Here is a 17,417-nt window from a genome sequence, read left to right as displayed (position 1 = left end):
AGGGAGGGTGCTCAGTAGTAGAGGATCCGCCGGAACGGCGGGAGGAGTCATCAGAAGCCGTGACCGGCCGCTGACAACCCGAGGAACCTTACGGACCGATGGCCACCGTGTCAACTGCCGATTTCGTCTCCGTTGCCCCGTGCGCCCCGTCCGTCTCTCCAGCCGCTGTTCCGCGTCTCCGCCGCAGGCTCTCCTGCCCGGCCTCACAGCCCTGGTCCTCCTCCCCCTCCCCCGCCCCCGGCCCCGACCTCCGTCAGCGGTCGTCCCGGTCCCGGTTGGTGCGCTCCCGGGTGACGCGGTCCTTGGTGGAGAGCCTGCCGTCCCGGAAGCAGAGCCGGTACAGCGGCGAGTCGGCGAAGGTGGCGGTGCGGTAGAAGCGGCACTCGTCGGTGTCGGCGGGGTCCGGGGGGACGCCGGACGGCCGGGTTTCCTCGTCGTACTGGTACCCGGGCAGCCGCTGCGTCACGGAGCTCTCCGGGGTGCCGATGCGCAGCGTGTCGTAGGTGCCGCGGGACAGCACCGACTCGTGCGAGGTGTAGATCTGGAAGCCGTACATGAGGACCGCCAGCGCCGCGGTTGCGGCTGCCGGGATCCACAGCACGTTGACCACGCCGCGGTGTACGCGTCTGCGGGCCTGGGCCAGTTCCTCCTGCGAGCGGGACGGGCCGATCAGCGTGTCCGAGGGGGCACGCGGGAGCGGCCCGGGGGTGAGCGGGAGACGGGCCGCCACCTCGAAGCCGTCCCGGGTGGGACGGGCCCGGAAGGTACCGCCGAGTTGGCGGACGCGTTCGTCCAGGCTGATCAGCCCGGTGCCGGAGCCGCTCTCCAGTGCGGGCGGCACGCCGTCCGGCGGCGCGTCCGCTGCTGCGGAGTTGCGTACGCGCACGCTCAGGCTGTCGTCCTCCCGGCGCAGTTCGACGGCGATGCGGGAACCGGGCGCGTGCTTCGTCGCGTTGGTCACCGCTTCCCGCACCACCCGGTGGACGGCCCGGTCGACCATCGGGGGCAGGGGGACGGACCGGGCCCCGGGAGCGTCGGGCGCCGCGTCGTTGCCGTGCCGGTGGAGGACGATGTCGACTCCGGAGGCGGCGGTGCGCCCGACCAGTTCCGGGACGGTCTCGGAGCTGGTCTCGGGGGTGTCCTGCGGGAGCCCGGTGGTGTCCTGGCGGAGGAGACCGATGATCCGGTGGAGGCGTTCGGTGGCGTCGGCGGCGGCCTGCCGGAGTTCGGCGGCCGAGGCGCGGGCGTCCTCGTCCACTCCCCGGGAGACCTGAAGCCCGGCGGCCCGGACGGCGATGAGGCTGAGATCGTGCCCGAGGGAATCGTGCATGTCCCCCGCGATCCGGGAGCGTTCGCGCAGCCGGGTGCGCTCGGCGACCAGTTGCTGTTCCCGTTCCATGCGGGCGGCCAGCTCCCAACCCGCGCTCTGGAGTTCGTACTGCTGGCGGCGGAAGCGGCCCAGCAGCCATGGCAGGACCGCGGCGAAGACGACCGTCGTGACCAGGGTGAACCAGTCCCACAGGTCGGCGCCCGGGAGCGTGAGCGCGGAGACGAGTCCCGCCGCGCACAGCACTGCGGCGGCGACGATCGAGGCCCGCACGTGCTCCGCGCGGCGGCCGAGCAGAAAGCAGAGCGCGACCAGGGCCGGGGAGAAGGTGGTGGTGAACAGTTCCGGGGTGGCGGCGAGGCTGAGCGCGGCGGGTACGGCCGCGGCCGCGAGGGGCGCCCGGCGGCTGAGGGCTGCCGCGAGGGCGAGCAGCGGGGCGGCCGGCACCCGCAGCAGGAGCGGGACGTCGTGCACCGTGGCCAGGGGCCAGGCGATGAGCAGCCACAGGGCGGCATCGTTCAGCGCCGCGCGGGTCTTCGGACGGCGCAGGACCTCGCGCGGGGTTTTGCGTGGGACTCTGCGCGACACTTCGCGCGCGTTGTCACGCAGGCCCGCGCCCGGTCCCTTGCGTCCGACGTTCCGCAGCCGGTCCCTGCGGCGGGGGGCGCGTGCGGGGGAGTTCACGCCGGTCACGGTACGCGGCGGGTGGGGAGCGCACCTCTGTCGAAAGTGCAGGGCATCCGGCGACGATCGTGCGCTGCGGGCAGGCGGTGTCGCTCCGTACGTTCCGGGCCATGAATGACGCGACAATGCATGCGGTCGAGGGCTTCGTCAGTACGCCGTGGGTCTACGTGGCGCTGTTCGGGATCGCGATGCTGGACGGGTTCTTCCCGGTGGTGCCGAGCGAGACGCTGGTGATCACGCTGGGGGTGTTCGCCGCGGCGCAGGGCGAGCCGGTGCTGGTTCTGGTGATCCTGGTGGCGGCGCTCGGCGCGTTCACCGGGGATCACATCTCGTATGCGATCGGACGGCGCTCGGGGGCCCGGGTGCAGGCGCGGTTGAGGGAGGGGAGCCGGGCGCGGCGGGTGTACGAGCGGGTGGGGCGGATGCTGGCCGAGCGGGGCGGGCTCGTGCTGGTGGCGGCGCGCTACATCCCGGGAGGGCGGACGGCTGCCACCCTCACCACCGGCGCGACAGGATTCCCGCGCCGGTCGTTCACGCGATACGCCGCCGTCGCAACGGTGAGCTGGGCGGTCTACTCGGCCTGCCTGGGGTATGCGGGTGGCGCGGCGTTCGAGGAGACGCCGCTGTACGGGGTGGCGCTGGGGCTGGCCCTCGCGTTCACGATCACGCTGGTGCACGAGGGGGTCCGCGGTGTCCGGCTGCGGCTGCGGGGCCGGGCCCGTACGGCCTCACCAGATGCGGCGGGCCCGGGACGGGCGGGTCCGGGACAGGCGGGTCCGGGACAGGCGGACCCGGACCCGGCGCGGGCGGCCGAGCCCGGGGACGGCGCTGCTGGCCCCCTGCGGCCCGCCTCCGCCGGGGCCGGTCACTGCCCGGACTAGCCGCCGAGTTCGCGGCTGCGGTCGCGCGCTGCCTCGATGGCGTCGATGAAGGCGGCGCGGACGCGGTGGTTCTCCAGTTCGCGGATGGCGTTGATGGTGGTGCCGCCGGGCGAGGTGACGTTCTCGCGGAGGGTGACGGGGTGTTCGCCGCTGTCCCGGAGCATGGTGGCGGCGCCGACGGCGGCCTGGACGATCAGCTCGTGCGCCTTGTCGCGCGGGAGGCCGAGCTGGATGCCCGCGTCGGTCATGGCCTCGACCAGGAAGAAGAAGTAGGCGGGGCCCGAGCCGGAGAGGGCGGTGGCCGCGTCCTGCTGGTTCTCCGGTAGGCGGAGGGTCTTGCCGACGCCGCCGAAGATCTCGTCGGCGAGCTTGAGATGGTCCTCGGTGGCGTGGGTGCCGGGGGAGATGACGGACATGGCCTCGTCGACCAGGGCCGGGGTGTTGGCCATCACGCGGATGACCGGGGTGCCCTCGGCGAGGCGCTGCTCCAGGGAGCGGGTGGTGATGCCGGCCGCGCCGCTGATCACCAGGCGGTCGGCGGGGACGTGCGGGGCGAGTTCGTCCAGCAGCGCGGCCATGTCCTGCGGTTTGGGGGTGAGGATGAGGGTGTCGGCGCGCGCGGCGGCCTCGGCGTTGCCGACGGTCTCCACCTCGTAGCGGCGGCGCAGTTCCGCGGCGCGCTCCGGGCGGCGGGCGGTGACCAGCAGACGGGCGGGTGACCAGCCGCCCCTGAGCATGCCGGAGAGCAGCGCTTCGCCGATCTTGCCGGTGCCGAGGACCGCGACGTTCTGGGGGGTCATGGGTGCTTCACCTCGTGCCTCGTTGCGCGCGTCGGGCGGGCCCGTCTGCGTCCGCCCTGTCCACGTTCGTGGACGCGGTGCCCATCCTCGCACCGGCTCGCGCTCCGTAGCGGGGCCGTTCCACAGCGCGGACGGCCCCGGCTGGCGGGCGGCCCGCACGGCCGGCCAGGTCGGGCCGGGCCAGGTCGGGCCAGGTCGGGCAGGGCCAGGCCGGGTCGCGCGGCCCGGTCAGGTCGTGCGGCGGCGGAGGGTGGCGGCGCCGAGGAAGAGGACGAGGAGGGCGCAGCCGGCGACGACGGCCACGTCGCGGACGAAGTCCCCGGTGACGTCGGGGTGCTTGAGCACCTCCGTCATGCCGTCGACGGCGTAGGACATGGGCAGCACGTCGGAGATCGCCTCCAGGGCCGGCTGCATGCTGCTGCGGGGGGCGAACAGGCCGCACAGCAGGAGCTGCGGGAAGATCACCGCGGGCATGAACTGGACCACCTGGAACTCGGACGCGGCGAACGCGGAGACGAAGAGCCCGAGCGCCGTGCCGAGCAGCGCGTCGAGCAGGGCGACGAGCAGCAGCAGCCAGGGCGAGCCGGCGATGTCGAGGTCCAGCAGCCCGACCGCGACGCCGGTGGCGGCGGACGCCTGGAGGACGGCGAGGGCACCGAAGGCCAGGGCGTAGCCGAGGATCAGGTCGGCCTTGCCCAGGGGCATCGTCAGCAGCCGCTCCAGAGTGCCGGAGGTGCGCTCGCGCAGCGTGGCGATGGAGGTGACCAGGAACATCGTCACCAGCGGGAAGATGCCCAGCAGCGAGGCCCCGATGCTGTCGAAGGAGCGCCGGTCGGCGTCGAAGACGTAGTAGAGCAGTACCAGCAGCAGGACCGGGACGAGCAGCAGCAGTGCGATGGTGCGCGGGTCGTGGGCGAGTTGGCGCAGGACCCGGCGTGCGGTGGCGAAGGTACGGGCGGCGTTCACGGGGTGCCTCGCAGGGGGTGGTCGGCCGGCTCGGGGCGGGCGGATTCGACGAGTCGGAGGAAGGCGTCCTCGACGGTGTCGCTGCCGGTGGCCTCGCGGAGAGCCAGCGGAGTGTCGGCGGCGAGCAGGGTGCCGTCCCGGACGAGGAGCAGGTGTTCGCAGCGGTCGGCCTCGTCCATCACGTGCGAGGAGATCAGCAGGGTGGTGCCGTGTGCGGCCAGGCGGTGGAAGAGGTTCCACAGGTCGCGGCGGAGCACGGGGTCGAGGCCGACGGTGGGTTCGTCCAGGACGAGCAGCTCGGGGGTGCCGAGCAGGGCGACGGCGAGGGAGACGCGGGAGGACTGGCCGCCGGAGAGGTTGCCCGCCAGGTCGTCGGCGTGGGAGGTGAGGTCGACGTCGGCGAGGGCCCGGGTGACGGCGGCGGCGCGTTCGGCGCGCGGGATGCCGAGGACCGCGGCGTAGTAGTCGAGGTTCTGCCGGGCGGTGAGGTCCGCGTAGACGGAGGGGGACTGGGTGACGTAGCCGACGCGGGAGCGCAGCGGCGCGGAGCCCGCGGGCCTGCCCAGGACATCGAGGGTGCCGGTGACCTTGGCCTGGGTGCCGACGATGGCCCGGATGAGGGTGGATTTGCCGCTGCCGGAGGGTCCGAGGAGGCCGGTGACGGTCCCGGGGGCGATGTCGAAGGAGAGCTGGTCGAGGACCCGGCGGCGGCCTCGGATCACGGTCAGGCCGCGGGCGTGGACGGCGGGCGGGTCCGCGGCCGGGTCGGCGGTGGGCGGCTCGGCGGAGCCGGAGGAAGTTTTATTCATCACGTGATGAATTATGGGACGGTGATACGGGAGCGTCAAGCGGCCGGACGGAAAACGGCTGCCGGACGAAAAACGGCGGTGCCGGACGGAAAACGGCGGTGCCGGACCCCTGCGTGGCAGCAGAGGTCCGGCACCGCCGGTGGGACGGGTGCGCCGCTCTCGGTCGGCGGCCGGTCCGGTCAGACGCGCTCCAGCGACCGGTCGCCCGGGCTCTCGGGGCTCCCGGTCTCCCCGGCGCCGCCCTCCTGCGGGGTGCGGGGCCCGGCGGGCGGCTGCGGGGCGCGGCCCAGCCGGCTCGGCCACCAGATGCGGGCCCCGATGTCGAGTGCCAGCGACGGCACCAGCACGGTGCGGACCAGGAAGGTGTCCAACAGGACGCCGACCCCGACCAGCACCCCGAGCTGGGCCATCGACACCAGCGGCATGGAGGCGATGACCGCGAAGGTGGCCGCCAGCACGATGCCCGCCGAGGTGATCACACCGCCCGTGGAGCTGAGCCCGGTCAGCACGCCCGCGCGGTGGCCCCGCAGCACCACCTCCTCGCGGACCCGGGTCATCAGGAAGATGTTGTAGTCGATGCCCAGCGCCACCAGGAACACGAAGCCCATCAGCGGGAGGGAGTTGTCCACGGCGGGGAAGTCCAGCAGGTACGCGAAGACCAGATGCGAGGCCCCCAGCGCGCCGAAGTAGGACAGCACCACCGTGGCCAGCAGCACCAGCGGAGCGAGCAGCGAGCGCAGCAGCGCCACCAGGACGAGCAGGACGACGGCGAGCACGACCGGGATGACGACCTTCAGATCGCTCTCCGCCGCCCGCCGGGTGTCCAGCGACTCCGCCGTCGTGCCGCCCACCAGGGCCTCGGCCCCGTCCACCCGATGCACCGCGGTACGCAGCCGGTCGACGGTGCGCTCGGCGGCCGCGCTGTCCGGCGCGTCCCGCAGGACGACCGACAGGGAGGTCAGCGACCCGTCGGCGGTGCGGTCGGCGGTCTCGACGGACTCCACCCCGGGGACCGCGGCGGCGGCCCGCTCGGCCCCGGCCCGCGCCGCCGTCCGCACGACCACGGTGGCCGGGTCGGAGGAGCCGGACGGGTAGTGCGCGGAGAGCTTCTCCTGGGCGACCACCGACTCCGGCTTGTCCTGGAACATCTCCGCGTTCGTCAGGCCCATGGTGATCCCGGTCGCACTCAGCGCCAGCACGGCGGTGACGGCCACGGACATCAGCCAGGACCAGCGCGGACGGCGGGCCAGCAGCGCACCGATCCGGGTCCAGACGGTACGGGTGGCGTCCTGCCCGGACTCCGCCGCCGCCGGATCCCCGGTGCAGCGCGGGACGAACGGCCAGAACATCCAGCGGCCCGTCACCACCAGCAGGGCGGGCAGCACGGTGATCATCGCCAGCAGGGCGCAGACCACGCCGACCGCTCCGACCAGGCCCAGCGAACGCGAGGAGTTGATGTCCGCGAAGGCCAGGCAGGCCAGCCCGACGGCGATGGTGCCGGCCGAGGCCACGATCGCCGGGCCGGAGCGGCGCAGCGCCAGCCGCATCGCGTCGTGCCGGTCCTCGTGGCGGTGCAGCTCCTCCCGGTAGCGGGCGATGAGCAGCAGCGCGTAGTCGGTGCCGACCCCGAAGACCAGCACCATGAGGATGCCCGCGCTCTGCGGATCGACGGGCAGCGCGGCGTACTTGGCCAGCGCGAAGGTGACGACCTGGGTGAGGACCGCGGCGAAGCCGACCGACAGCACCGGGACGAGCCACAGCAGCGGACTGCGGTAGGTGAGCAGGAGCAGGAGCGTGACGACGGCGCCGGTGGCCAGCATCAGCGTGGAGTCGAGGTTGTCGAAGACCTTGATGCTGTCGATCAGCGACCCGGCCGGGCCGCCGACCTCGACGTCGAGGCCGGGCGGCGCGTTGGCCGCCGCGACCGAGCGGATCTTCTCCACCTCACCGGAGACGTCGTCCCCGGCGGTGGAGAGCGGCACCACCAGCATCAGCGCCTTGCCGTCCGCGGACGGGACCGGCCCGCCGATCTGCTCGCCCCGGGCCACCAGCGGCGCGAAGTCGGCGCGGTCGGCGCGGGCCTCGGCGGCGTCGGCCGGGGTGGTGGCGGACCCGCGGGAGTAGACGACCACGGCGGGGATGATCTCGTCCTCGCCGCGGAACTTCTCCAGTTCGGTGTTGACCTGGGCCGATTCTGCGCTGCCGGGCAGGAACGCGTTGGAGCTGCTGTCCTCGACCTCGCCGAGCTTGCCGGCCAGCGGGCCGAGGGCCGCGACGAGGATCAGCCAGGCCGCGAGGACCAGCCACTTGGCGCGCCTGCCGCCGGGGGCCGTGGCCAGCCGGCGCAGCACGGGGGTTCTCCCGGCCGGGGGTCGGGGACGGGCAGGCATGGGTAACCTCCATGAGTGTGGGTGCGGGACGCGAGGGGCTCGCGGAATGCTCGCGCTCACAGGTACGGCCGGGAGTTGCCGCTCCCGGCCGTACGAGCGCCGGTGGCCGCCGAGGTGCGGCGGATGTGACGTCGTACGGGGCCGTACGGGGGTTCTGGAGTTCCTGGAGTTCCTGCAAGTCCTGCAAGTCCTGGAAGTCCGTACGGGGTGCTGCGGGGGTCTATTCGACTTCGCGCATCATCTTCTCCATCGAGGCGATCGACTGCCTGGCCTGCGTCAGCTCGTCCAGGGTGCGGCGGTGCAGCTCGACGTTGTCCTCCAGGAGCTGCGCGTACTTGTCGGTCAGTGCCTTGTACTGGTCCTCACGGGCGGCCAGCATGCGGGCCCGCCAGGTGGCGGCGATCTGCCAGACGATGACGATCAGCAGGACGAAGACGCCTCCGGTGCCGAGCGCCGCCGCCCAGATCCCGGCCGGATCGACCTCTGCCGCGGTCGTGAGCTGCTCGTTCACTGCGTTTCCTCTTTCTCGTCCGGGGCTTTCCCGTCCTGCGCTGTGCCGTCCTGCGCTTTCCCGTCCCGCGCTCCACCGCCGGGGGGTGCGGCGGGTTTCCCGTCCGGCGCCCGGTCCGTGAGGGTGCGCGCCGCCTCCGCGACGGCCTGCGGGGTCAGGGCGTAGCCGAACGGCGCCACCTCGAAGAACTTCATCGCCTTGCCGCTGTCCGACAGCTCCAGCGTGCCGACCACGAGGCCGGCGGCCTCCAGCCGCTGGAGGTGCATGTGCAGCAGCGGACGGCTCATGCCGATCTCGCGGGCGAGTCCGCTGACGTAGTTGCGGCCCCCGGCCAGCGCCGCGACGATCCGCATCCGGTGCGGATTGCCGAGCGCCGCCAAAACCTTCAGCAGCTCGTCTCCGGAAGGGGCCTCGATCGCGCCCACCGCGGCCCCTCTCCCTCGGGTGTGTAAGAAGAATCTGACACGTGGCGGAACGGCGTGTCGAGCCCAACCACCCGCAGTCCGGGGCAGTTCAGGGTTCCCCCTGAGACGGCTGCGGGAGGACCCTCGGGGTCCTCCCGCAATCAGGAGGCGTCAGGGAGTATCGGGGAGCTTCGGGCGCTTCGGAGCGGACTCAGCGCTTGCCCTTCCGGCGGCGGGCGGCGGGGTTTCCGGTGCGGGCGCTGCGCTGCCGTTCGTGGCGGGCGCGGGCCGCCTCGTACTCGGCGCGGTGCAGCTTCTCGCCGGGGGCCTCGACGCAGCTGCGCAGCGCGTAGGCGAGCAGCACCCCGATGAAGCCGATGAGCCGGATGCTCCGCATCGACGACTCGGCCGCCGCGTCGCGCTCGTCGGGGCGGCGGCTGTAGGAGGTGAGAGTGCGGGAGAACGCGAGCGCGCTGCACACCGCGAAGGCGGCGACCAGCAGCAGGCTCGCCCAGCTGCCGATGTCGGCCAGCACCACGCCCTGGTACGCGAAGCGCAGCACGACCGCGCCCGCGGCGGCCGCCAGCACCGCGCCCACCCCCAGGGCGGCGCGGCGCAGCGCGTAGCCGCCGGAGTGGTCGACCCACGTAGTGCCGTAGAAGCGGAGCGATTCGGGGGCCGGTGCGTCGGGGTTTCCGTGGTCGTGGGGCACGTCTTGATTATGGCCCGGGGGCGGCGCCGCGCTCCCGGGCCCCTCCGGCCCGCGGCCCGGCACTCCTCCGGGCCACCGTCCTCGGACCACGTCCTCGGGCCGCCGTTCCCCGGGTCGCTGTTCTTCGGGAGGTCAGCGCTCCAGCTGGGTCACGTCGCGGACGGCACCACGGTCGGCGCTGGTGGCCATCGCCGCGTAGGCGCGCAGCGCGGTGGAGACCTTGCGCTCGCGGGCGACGGGCGCGTACCGGCCGGCCAGCGCCTCCCGGCGGGCGGCGAGCGTCTCCTCGGGGACGTCCAGGCGCAGCTGCCGTTCGGGGATGTCGATGACGACCGGGTCGCCGTCCTCCACCAGCGCGATCGTGCCGCCGCCCGCCGCCTCCGGCGAGATGTGGCCGATGGACAGCCCCGAGGTGCCGCCGGAGAACCGGCCGTCGGTGATCAGCGCGCAGGCCTTGCCCAGCCCGCGGCCCTTGAGGAAGGAGGTGGGGTAGAGCATCTCCTGCATGCCGGGGCCGCCCTTGGGGCCCTCGTAGCGGATGACGACGACGTCGCCCTCCTTGACCGTCTTGTCGAGGATCTTCTGGACGGCCTCCTCCTGGGACTCGCAGACCACGGCGGGGCCGTTGAAGGTGAGGATCGACTCGTCGACACCCGCGGTCTTCACCACGCAGCCGTTCTCGGCCAGGTTGCCGTACAGCACCGCCAGCCCGCCCTCGGCGGAGTAGGCGTGCTCGACGTCGCGGATGCAGCCGCCCGCCGCGTCCGTGTCCAGCGACTCCCAGCGCTCGGACTGCGAGAAGGCCTCGGCGGAGCGCTTGCAGCCGGGCGCGGCGTGGAAGAGCTCCACGGCCCGCGGCGCGGGCGAGTCGCCGCGGATGTCCCAGGTCTTGAGCCACTCCTCCAGCGAGTCGGCGTGCACGGTGCGCACGTCCTCGTTGAGCAGCCCGCCGCGGTGGAGTTCACCCAGGATGGCGGGGATCCCGCCGGCCCGGTGCACGTCCTCCATGTAGTAGGTGCCGCCCGGTGCCACGTTCGGGGCGACCTTGGCCAGGCACGGCAGGGCGCGCGAGAGCTGGTCGATGTCGTGCATCGTGAACTCCAGCCCGGCCTCCTGGGCCGCGGCCAGCAGGTGCAGGATCGTGTTGGTGGAGCCGCCCATGGCGATGTCCAGGGCCATGGCGTTCTCGAAGGCGGCGCGGGAGCCGACGTTGCGCGGCAGGACGCTCGCGTCGTCCTGGTCGTAGTAGCGCCGGGCGATCTCCACCACCGTGCGGCCCGCCGTCTCGTAGAGCTCCTTGCGGGCGGTGTGGGTGGCCAGCACCGAGCCGTTGCCGGGCAAGGCCAGGCCGAGGGCCTCGGTGAGGCAGTTCATGGAGTTCGCGGTGAACATGCCCGAACAGGAGCCACAGGTCGGACAGGCGTTCTCCTCGATACGGAGGATGTCCTCATCGGAGACCTTGTCGTTGACGGCCTCGGACATCGCGTCGACCAGATCGAGCTTGCGGACGGTGCCGTTCACCAGCGTCGCCCGGCCGGCCTCCATGGGCCCGCCGGAGACGAAGACGGTGGGCACATCGAGCCGCATCGCGGCCATCAGCATCCCGGGGGTGATCTTGTCGCAGTTGGAGATGCAGATCAGCGCGTCCGCGCAGTGCGCCTCGACCATGTACTCGACGGAGTCGGCGATCAGGTCCCGGGAGGGCAGCGAGTAGAGCATGCCGCCGTGGCCCATGGCGATGCCGTCGTCCACGGCGATCGAGTTGAACTCGCGCGGGATGCCGCCCGCGGCCTTGACCGCCTCGCTGACGATCCGGCCCACCGGCTGCAGGTGGGTGTGGCCCGGCACGAACTCGGTGAAGCTGTTGGCGACCGCGACGATCGGCTTGCCGAAGTCCTCGCGCGCTACACCGGACGCCTGCATGAGGGCGCGCGCCCCCGCCATGTTGCGTCCGTGGGTGACGGTGCGGGACCTCAGCTCGGGCATGGCTGCCCCTCCCTTGGTGCGGGCGGCCACCACGGCGGGGCCCGGCGACCGCTGCGGTACGTATCCGAGATGATCCGAGATGCACAGTGCCGTACGAGGGAATCGTGCGGTACGTGGAACCTCCGAGCGTACGCCTACCGCTCAGGATCCGGACAGGGGGTCCGGATGGTGGACGGAATCGGGTTCAGCCAGTGGTCCGCAGCCCGCGGCCGCCCCCCGGACCCGGATCGTCCGCCGGGTCCGGCCCGGTGAGATGGTGCTGGATCACCGGCGCCAGCCGCGCGGTCACGGCCGCCAGCGGCTCGGATGCCAGCGGCTCGATGCAGATGAGATACCGCAGCATGGCCGCACCGACCAGCTGGGACGCCGCCAGCGAGACCCGCAGCTCCGCGTCCGGCTCACGGAGCTGGACCGCCAGCCGGCTCAGCAGATTGCGGGTCAGCAGCCCCCGGAAGACGGCCGCCGCCCGCTCGTTGTTGACCGCCGAGCGGACGATCGCCAGCAACGGCTCCCGGGTCGCGGGGTCGTCCCAGGTCTCCAGAAACCTGCGGGTGACCGTCTCCCCCACGGCCTCCAGCGCGGTCTCCCGGACCAGCTCCGGGACGATGAGCACCGGTGCGATGGCACCCTCGACCGCGGCGGCGAACACCTGCTCCTTGGTGCCGAAGTAGTGGTGGACCAGCGCCGCGTCCACCCCGGCGCCACGCGCGATGGCCCGGACGGAGACCTTGTCGTAGCCGTGCTCGGCGAACTCGCCCCGGGCCGACGCCAGGATGCGCTCCCGCGTCCCGGGCCCGTCCTCGGCGGTACGCCGCGCCGGGCGGCCCCGCCTGCGGGGTGCGGGCGCCGGCTCCCCGGCGGCGGAGCTCCCGCTCATGCCTTCCTCCGGCCCATGCGGCGCCCGGCGGCCCTCCGGCCGCCCTGCTCGCCGCCGGTTCCGTCGGCCGGAGCGGCGCCGGGGGCCGCGAGGTGCAGCCGGGTGTAGGCCAGGGCCTCCGCCAGGTCCTCCTCGCGCTCGGCCGCCGACATGGCACGCCGCGTGTTCACCTCGACGACCACATGGCCGTCGAATCCGCGGGCGGCCAGCCGCTCCAGCACCTCCGCGCAGGGCTGTGCGCCCCGCCCCGGGACCAGGTGCTCGTCCTTGGCCGAGCCGCTGCCGTCGGCGATGTGCACGTGCCCCAGGCGGTCGCCCATCCGGTCCACCATGGCGAGGGTGTCGTTGCGGGCCGTCGCCGTGTGCGAGAGATCGATCGTGAAGTGCCGGTAGTCGTTCCGGGTGGGGTCCCAGTCGGGTGCGTAGGCCAGCATCTCGCGATCCCGGTAGCGCCAGGGGTACATGTTCTCGACCGCGAACCGCACGTCGGTCTCGTCCGCCATCCGCCACACTCCGCGCTCGAACTCCCGCGCGTAGGTGCGCTGCCAGCGGAACGGCGGATGCACCACGACGGTGGAAGCGCCGAGCGTCTCGGCCACCGCCCTGGCCCGGACCAGCTTCGCCCACGGATCGGTGGACCAGACACGTTGCGTGATGAGCAGGCACGGTGCGTGCACGGCGAGGACGGGCACCCCATGGAAGTCGGACAGCCGCCGCAGCGCCTCGACGTCCTGGCTGACCGGGTCGGTCCACACCATGACCTCGACGCCGTCGTAGCCGAGGCGCGCGGCGATCTCGAAGGCCGCGGCCGTCGACTCGGGGTACACCGAGGCCGTCGACAGCGCGACCTTCGCCTGGGGGACCCGCACGCTTTCGATGCCCACCCAGCCACCCTAAGCGCGGTTCGCCGCCCATGAGGGACCGGCCCCCGCCGCCCGGCCCCCGGCCCGGCACACCGACGGCTGCCGCCGGCGGGCCTCACACCGTCCGGAGGCGGTCCAGACGGCGCAGGATGATGCCCTCGCGGAGCGCCCACGGGCAGATCTCGACCTCGGAGACGGCGAACAGGTCCAGGGCCGCCTCCGCCACCAGGGCGCCCGCCAGCAGCTGGCGGGCCCGCCCCTCGGAGACCCCGGGCAGGGCCGCGCGCTCCTGCGCGGGCATCACCGCGAGCTTGGGCACCCACTCCTCCAGCGCCCCCCGGCCCAGCACCCGGCGGGCGTAGAGGCCCTCGGCGCTGCGCGGGGCACCCGCCATCCGGGCGAGCTGCTTGAAGGTCTTGGAGGTGGCCACCACGTGGTCGGGCGGGCTGAACCGGTTGAACTCCCCCACCGTGCGGGCGATCTCCGCGCGCACATGCCGCCGCAGGGCCCGAACGTCCTCCGGGTCGGGCGGGTCCCCCGGCAGCCAGCCGGAGGTGAGCCGTCCGGCGCCCAGCGGCAGCGACACCGCGGCGTCGGGGTCCTCGTCCAGCCCGTAGGCGATCTCCAGCGAACCGCCGCCGATGTCCAGCACCAGCAGCCGCCCCGCCGACCAGCCGAACCAGCGCCGCACCGCGAGGAACGTCAGTCGCGCCTCGTCGGCACCCGAGAGCACCTCCAGCTTGACGCCGGTCTCCGTGGCGATGCGGTCCAGCACCCGCTCCGCGTTGGCCGCCTCGCGCACCGCGGAGGTCGCGAACGGCAGCAGCGCCTCGACCCCCTTGTCCTCGGAGATCTGCAGCGCCTCGGTGAGCGTCGCGCAGATCCGGTCGATGCCCTCCTCGCTGATCGACCCGTCCGGCTCCAGGAGTTCGGCCAGCCGCAGCGCCGTCTTGTGGGAGTAGGCCGGGAGCGGCCGGGCGCCGGGGTGCGCGTCCACCACGAGCAGATGGACCGTGTTGGATCCCACATCGAGGACACCGAGTCTCATACCCAGCACGCTAGCCTCCTCACCGGTCCGCCGCTGCGGGTACCTCCAGGTAGGGCCCCGGGGCATCTCCCGGCCGACGGTACGGGAGTTCCCCCGGCCGCGGCAGCCCGCCGCGGCACACCGCGGGGAGCGGCGCGGCCGGGTACCGCAGCCCGCGGCCCGCGGCCCGTACGCTGGGCGGTGTGGGTAAGACGAAAGCGGCGAAGCACAAGAAGCAGGACGGCGCACGGCCGCTGCCTGCACCCCGGGCGCGCGACGAGGAGGTCGGTCTCGACGTCACCCGTGCCTGGGTGGAGTTCCCCGACCCGGCCGACGACGAGCAGGTCTTCCGCTGCGACCTGACATGGCTGACGTCCCGCTGGAACTGCCTGTTCGGCAACGGCTGCCAGGGCATCACGCCCGGCCGCGCCGCCGACGGCTGCTGCACGCTGGGCGCCCACTTCTCGGACGAGGAGGACGAGCAGCGCGTCGCCGAGCACGTGGCCCGGCTGACGCCCGAGACCTGGCAGTTCCACGACGTGGGCACCGGCGCCCTGGGCTGGGCCGAGGTCAACGACGACGGCGAGCGGCAGACCCGCCGCTGGCAGGGCGCCTGCATCTTCAACAACCGGGCCGGTTTCGAGGGCGGCGCCGGGTGCGCACTGCACACCCTCGCGCTGCGCGAGGACCGCGAGCCGCTGGAGACCAAGCCGGACGTCTGCTGGCAGGTGCCGATCCGGCGCAGCTACGAGTGGGTGGAGCTGCCGGACGGCGAGGAGGTGCTGTACGTCACCGTCGGCGAGTACGACCGGCGCGGCTGGGGGTCGGGCGGACACGACCTGCACTGGTGGTGCACCTCGGCGCCGTCGGCACACGGAGCCGGGCAACCGGTCTACGAGTCCTACCGCGCCGAGCTGACCGAACTGATGGGCAAGCCCGGCTACGACCGGCTGGCCGAACTGTGCGCCGAGCGGCTGGCCGGTCAGCTTCCGCTGCTTGCCGAGCACCCGGCCACGGCCCGCGCGGCGGCCGACCGCGCCGCCGCGGACCGGGAGACAGCCGACCTCGCCGGTGCCGGTCTCGAGGCGGCCGACCCGGACGGCACCACAGCCGACCCGGGGCACACGGGAGCCGACCCGGGGCGCACGGAGCCGCCCGGGCTCTGACAGCTGGGGCCTGACGGCCGCGCCGTGCTGCCCGGACGGTGGCTCCGGCGGCCCGCCGGCGGGCGGGCCGGGCGGCGCGGGCCCCGCTCCCGCTCAGGACGGGGACCGGCTCGGCGCCCGGGGCGGCCCGGAGGGCGCGATGTCGGCGAACGCGGGCCGGCTCGTCGCGGGTGGCGGCTCCGCCGCGGACGGGGTGGCGGCCGACGCCACAGAGCTGCTCCCGGAGGGCGGACCGCTGTCGGCAGGCGAATCGCCGGACGGGGCGGACGCCGCGATGCTCGGCTCGGCCGCCGCGGGCCGCGAGACCGGCACCGAACGGTGCGGCGCGGCCGCCGGTTCCGACGCGGGCCGCTGCACCGTCGGCGCGGACGGCGCACCGGGTTCGCGCACGGGCGGTTCCAGGGCGTGCGAACGGGACGGCGCAGCCCTGCCCGCCGGGCCTGCGACGGCACCGTCCGGGGCCGCCCGCCGTGCGTGTGACCCGGTCGGGGGAGCCAGGGTGCCGGGCCCGCCCGCGCCGCCGCCCCGGCCGTCGTCCGCGGTGTCCGGTGCGGTGGCCGACCGGTCGGCCTGCGCCTCGCCCGTGGCGGGAGCCCCCCGGTAGGCGGCCCACAGCGCGACCACCGGCGCCGCCAGCACCGCAGCGACGACCGTGGAGGTCAGCGCGCGACTGCGCAGCCTGTCCCGGCGGGCCGGACGCACCTGCTCGCGCTGGGGGTAGCCCGCGCGGTCGAAGCGCGGTGTGCGCTGGGCTCTCGCCCGCCGCGCCAGCGCGACCGCCGCCTCGACGGCGGGCCGCGGGACCGCCACCACGGCCAGCGCGGCGGAGGCGGGCGCGGTACCCGGCCAGGAGACTCCGGCCATGGCGCGCTCGGCGGCCCGGCGGCACTGCGGGCAGTCGTCCACGTGCTCCACCAGTTCCCGGCGCAGCGCGGTGCCCAGCAGCAGCCGCTCGTCCCCCGCGAGCCGGGCCACGGCCGCGCAGCCGCCGGACTCCACGACGTGCAGCGCCGCCCTGGTCCGCTCGACCTCGCAGGCGGCGTGCAGCAGCAACTCCTCGGCCGCAGTGGGTGACAGCGAGAGGACTGCCGCGATCTGGGCGGCGGAGAGCCCGTGGCGGACGGAGAGTTCGAGGGCCTCGCGCTGCACGGAGGAGGTGCCTGCGGCCTCCGGCCAGGCCAGTGCGGCCAGTTCGCGGCGGCGCCGGACGCCGGAGGGGAGGTGTCCGGCGCCGGGGCGGCCGTCACCGAGCAGTGCGGCCCGCTCGGCGGTGGGCGAGGCGGGCGGGACGGGCGGAGACGCGGCGGGGGCCGGGGGTCGGCCGGCCGCCCGGGTGCCTGCCCCCCGCCGCGCGACGGCGGGACCAGCGGCGCACTCATGCGCGGCGGACGCCCCGCGCTCCTCGCGTTCCCTGGCCCGCTGGTCGGCGAGCCGCCGGGCACAGGCCCAGCGGGCCAGTGCATAGAGCCAGGGCCGGAGGGCATGCTCGCCCTCGGGGGCGCGTCCGCGGCCGCGTTGGCGGTCCGCGAGGGCGAGCGCCTCACCCAGTGCTGCGAGGGCGGATTCGTGCTCGCACAGCACCGCGAGGCAGTAGGTGAACAGGCCGTTCAGGTCCGCGTCGGCGCACTCCGCCGCGGTGTCCGCGACGTGGTGGTGCGTCGTCCTGCCCGCCCGGTGCGCTGGGGATGCGCCGGGGGCGTTCGTCGGGTGCTCGCGCCTGCTGGTCATCACCCCGGCGACGGTAGGCGGATGATGGCGCTTTACTGAGGGCAGCGACAGTTGATTCCTTCCTTCGGGTGAAGAGCGTCGTCAAAACAAGACACGTCCGGTGGGTTTGGCGACACCAAGGGCACAAAGGGGCGCACGGCAGGCGCACATCCTGGGCCCGGCCGACCGCGCACGTTCCGGAGGGCGGGCCGGCCCGCGTTCCGGACACCGCAACGGTGCCGCCGGTGAGCGGCGGGGGCGACACCGCGACGGCGGGCCGGCTGTCGGTGGCCCCCTATACGGTGAG

15 protein-coding genes are annotated in these 17,417 nt (G+C 74.1%); 2 read left to right on the top strand and 13 right to left on the bottom strand.

Annotated features, from left to right (window positions below):
- Positions 1–253: 253 nt before the first annotated feature.
- Positions 254–2,011, bottom strand: coding sequence for a histidine kinase (locus tag ACFYNS_RS27830; protein WP_388605561.1), 1,758 nt, complete (start codon positions 2,009–2,011; stop codon positions 254–256).
- A 110-nt stretch (positions 2,012–2,121) separates the two neighbouring features.
- Here ACFYNS_RS27830 and ACFYNS_RS27825 point away from each other — a divergent pair, with 110 nt between their 5' ends.
- Positions 2,122–2,892: a VTT domain-containing protein gene (locus ACFYNS_RS27825; RefSeq protein ID WP_360300590.1), complete on the top strand. Its 771-nt coding sequence runs from the start codon at positions 2,122–2,124 to the stop codon at positions 2,890–2,892.
- On the opposite strand, the gene proC is transcribed toward ACFYNS_RS27825, so the two are convergent.
- The 11 genes from proC to ACFYNS_RS27770 form a co-directional block, all read right to left on the bottom strand.
- Entirely contained in the window at positions 2,889–3,692 is an 804-nt protein-coding gene (gene proC, locus ACFYNS_RS27820) for a pyrroline-5-carboxylate reductase (RefSeq protein WP_360300593.1), read from the bottom strand. The genes ACFYNS_RS27825 and proC overlap by 4 nt on opposite strands.
- Before the next feature lie 228 nt (positions 3,693–3,920).
- Positions 3,921–4,658: an ABC transporter permease gene (locus tag ACFYNS_RS27815; RefSeq protein WP_360300596.1), complete on the bottom strand. Its 738-nt coding sequence runs from the start codon at positions 4,656–4,658 to the stop codon at positions 3,921–3,923.
- Entirely contained in the window at positions 4,655–5,467 is an 813-nt protein-coding gene (locus ACFYNS_RS27810; RefSeq protein ID WP_388605568.1) for an ABC transporter ATP-binding protein, read from the bottom strand. The genes ACFYNS_RS27815 and ACFYNS_RS27810 overlap by 4 nt, the downstream gene beginning before the upstream one ends.
- Positions 5,468–5,646: 179 nt before the next feature.
- The gene (locus ACFYNS_RS27805) at positions 5,647–7,857 is read right to left on the bottom strand and encodes an MMPL family transporter (protein WP_388605559.1); all 2,211 of its coding nucleotides are present in this window, start codon (positions 7,855–7,857) and stop codon (positions 5,647–5,649) included.
- Between the two features lie 220 nt (positions 7,858–8,077).
- On the bottom strand, positions 8,078–8,368 hold the full coding sequence (locus ACFYNS_RS27800) for a hypothetical protein (RefSeq protein WP_019355696.1): 291 nt from the start codon (positions 8,366–8,368) through the stop codon (positions 8,078–8,080).
- The gene (locus ACFYNS_RS27795) at positions 8,365–8,793 is read right to left on the bottom strand and encodes a winged helix-turn-helix domain-containing protein (RefSeq protein WP_360300605.1); all 429 of its coding nucleotides are present in this window, start codon (positions 8,791–8,793) and stop codon (positions 8,365–8,367) included. The genes ACFYNS_RS27800 and ACFYNS_RS27795 overlap by 4 nt, the downstream gene beginning before the upstream one ends.
- Positions 8,794–8,983: 190 nt before the next feature.
- Positions 8,984–9,484: a hypothetical protein gene (locus tag ACFYNS_RS27790; RefSeq protein WP_388605556.1), complete on the bottom strand. Its 501-nt coding sequence runs from the start codon at positions 9,482–9,484 to the stop codon at positions 8,984–8,986.
- 132 nt (positions 9,485–9,616) lie between these two features.
- Entirely contained in the window at positions 9,617–11,470 is a 1,854-nt protein-coding gene (gene ilvD, locus ACFYNS_RS27785) for a dihydroxy-acid dehydratase (RefSeq protein ID WP_388605554.1), read from the bottom strand.
- A gap of 184 nt (positions 11,471–11,654) precedes the next feature.
- A complete protein-coding gene (locus ACFYNS_RS27780; RefSeq protein ID WP_360298945.1) occupies positions 11,655–12,347 on the bottom strand; it encodes a TetR family transcriptional regulator in 693 nt (230 codons plus the stop codon).
- The gene (locus tag ACFYNS_RS27775) at positions 12,344–13,231 is read right to left on the bottom strand and encodes a sugar phosphate isomerase/epimerase (RefSeq protein ID WP_360298948.1); all 888 of its coding nucleotides are present in this window, start codon (positions 13,229–13,231) and stop codon (positions 12,344–12,346) included. Before ACFYNS_RS27775 ends, ACFYNS_RS27780 begins: the two co-directional genes overlap by 4 nt.
- Before the next feature lie 94 nt (positions 13,232–13,325).
- A complete protein-coding gene (locus tag ACFYNS_RS27770) occupies positions 13,326–14,258 on the bottom strand; it encodes a Ppx/GppA phosphatase family protein (protein ID WP_360298951.1) in 933 nt (310 codons plus the stop codon).
- Positions 14,259–14,440: 182 nt separating this feature from the next.
- Here ACFYNS_RS27770 and ACFYNS_RS27765 point away from each other — a divergent pair, with 182 nt between their 5' ends.
- Positions 14,441–15,403 (top strand): hypothetical protein, encoded by a 963-nt coding sequence (locus ACFYNS_RS27765; protein WP_360298954.1) that lies wholly within the window; start codon positions 14,441–14,443, stop codon positions 15,401–15,403.
- Positions 15,404–15,496: 93 nt separating this feature from the next.
- On the opposite strand, the gene ACFYNS_RS27760 is transcribed toward ACFYNS_RS27765, so the two are convergent.
- Positions 15,497–17,134, bottom strand: a complete 1,638-nt coding sequence (locus ACFYNS_RS27760; protein ID WP_388605552.1) for a hypothetical protein — start codon at positions 17,132–17,134, stop codon at positions 15,497–15,499.
- Positions 17,135–17,417: the final 283 nt, after the last annotated feature.

The organism is Streptomyces sp. NPDC006925 (assembly GCF_042869575.1).
GTDB lineage: Bacteria > Actinomycetota > Actinomycetes > Streptomycetales > Streptomycetaceae > Streptomyces.
The sequence above is the reverse complement of the archived record's forward strand: the minus strand, read 5'-3'. Positions and strand labels throughout refer to the sequence as shown.

Bases quoted from the DNA above. Each gene is read 5' to 3' on its own strand.
- ilvD (WP_388605554.1), bottom strand. From the start codon at position 11,470: ATGCCCGAGCTGAGGTCCCGCACCGTCACCCACGGACGCAACATGGCG.
- ACFYNS_RS27780 (WP_360298945.1), bottom strand. From the start codon at position 12,347: ATGAGCGGGAGCTCCGCCGCCGGGGAGCCGGCGCCCGCACCCCGCAGG.
- ACFYNS_RS27805 (WP_388605559.1), bottom strand. From the start codon at position 7,857: ATGCCTGCCCGTCCCCGACCCCCGGCCGGGAGAACCCCCGTGCTGCGC.
- proC (WP_360300593.1), bottom strand. From the start codon at position 3,692: ATGACCCCCCAGAACGTCGCGGTCCTCGGCACCGGCAAGATCGGCGAA.
- ACFYNS_RS27810 (WP_388605568.1), bottom strand. From the start codon at position 5,467: ATGAATAAAACTTCCTCCGGCTCCGCCGAGCCGCCCACCGCCGACCCG.
- ACFYNS_RS27825 (WP_360300590.1), top strand. From the start codon at position 2,122: ATGAATGACGCGACAATGCATGCGGTCGAGGGCTTCGTCAGTACGCCG.
- ACFYNS_RS27770 (WP_360298951.1), bottom strand. From the start codon at position 14,258: ATGAGACTCGGTGTCCTCGATGTGGGATCCAACACGGTCCATCTGCTC.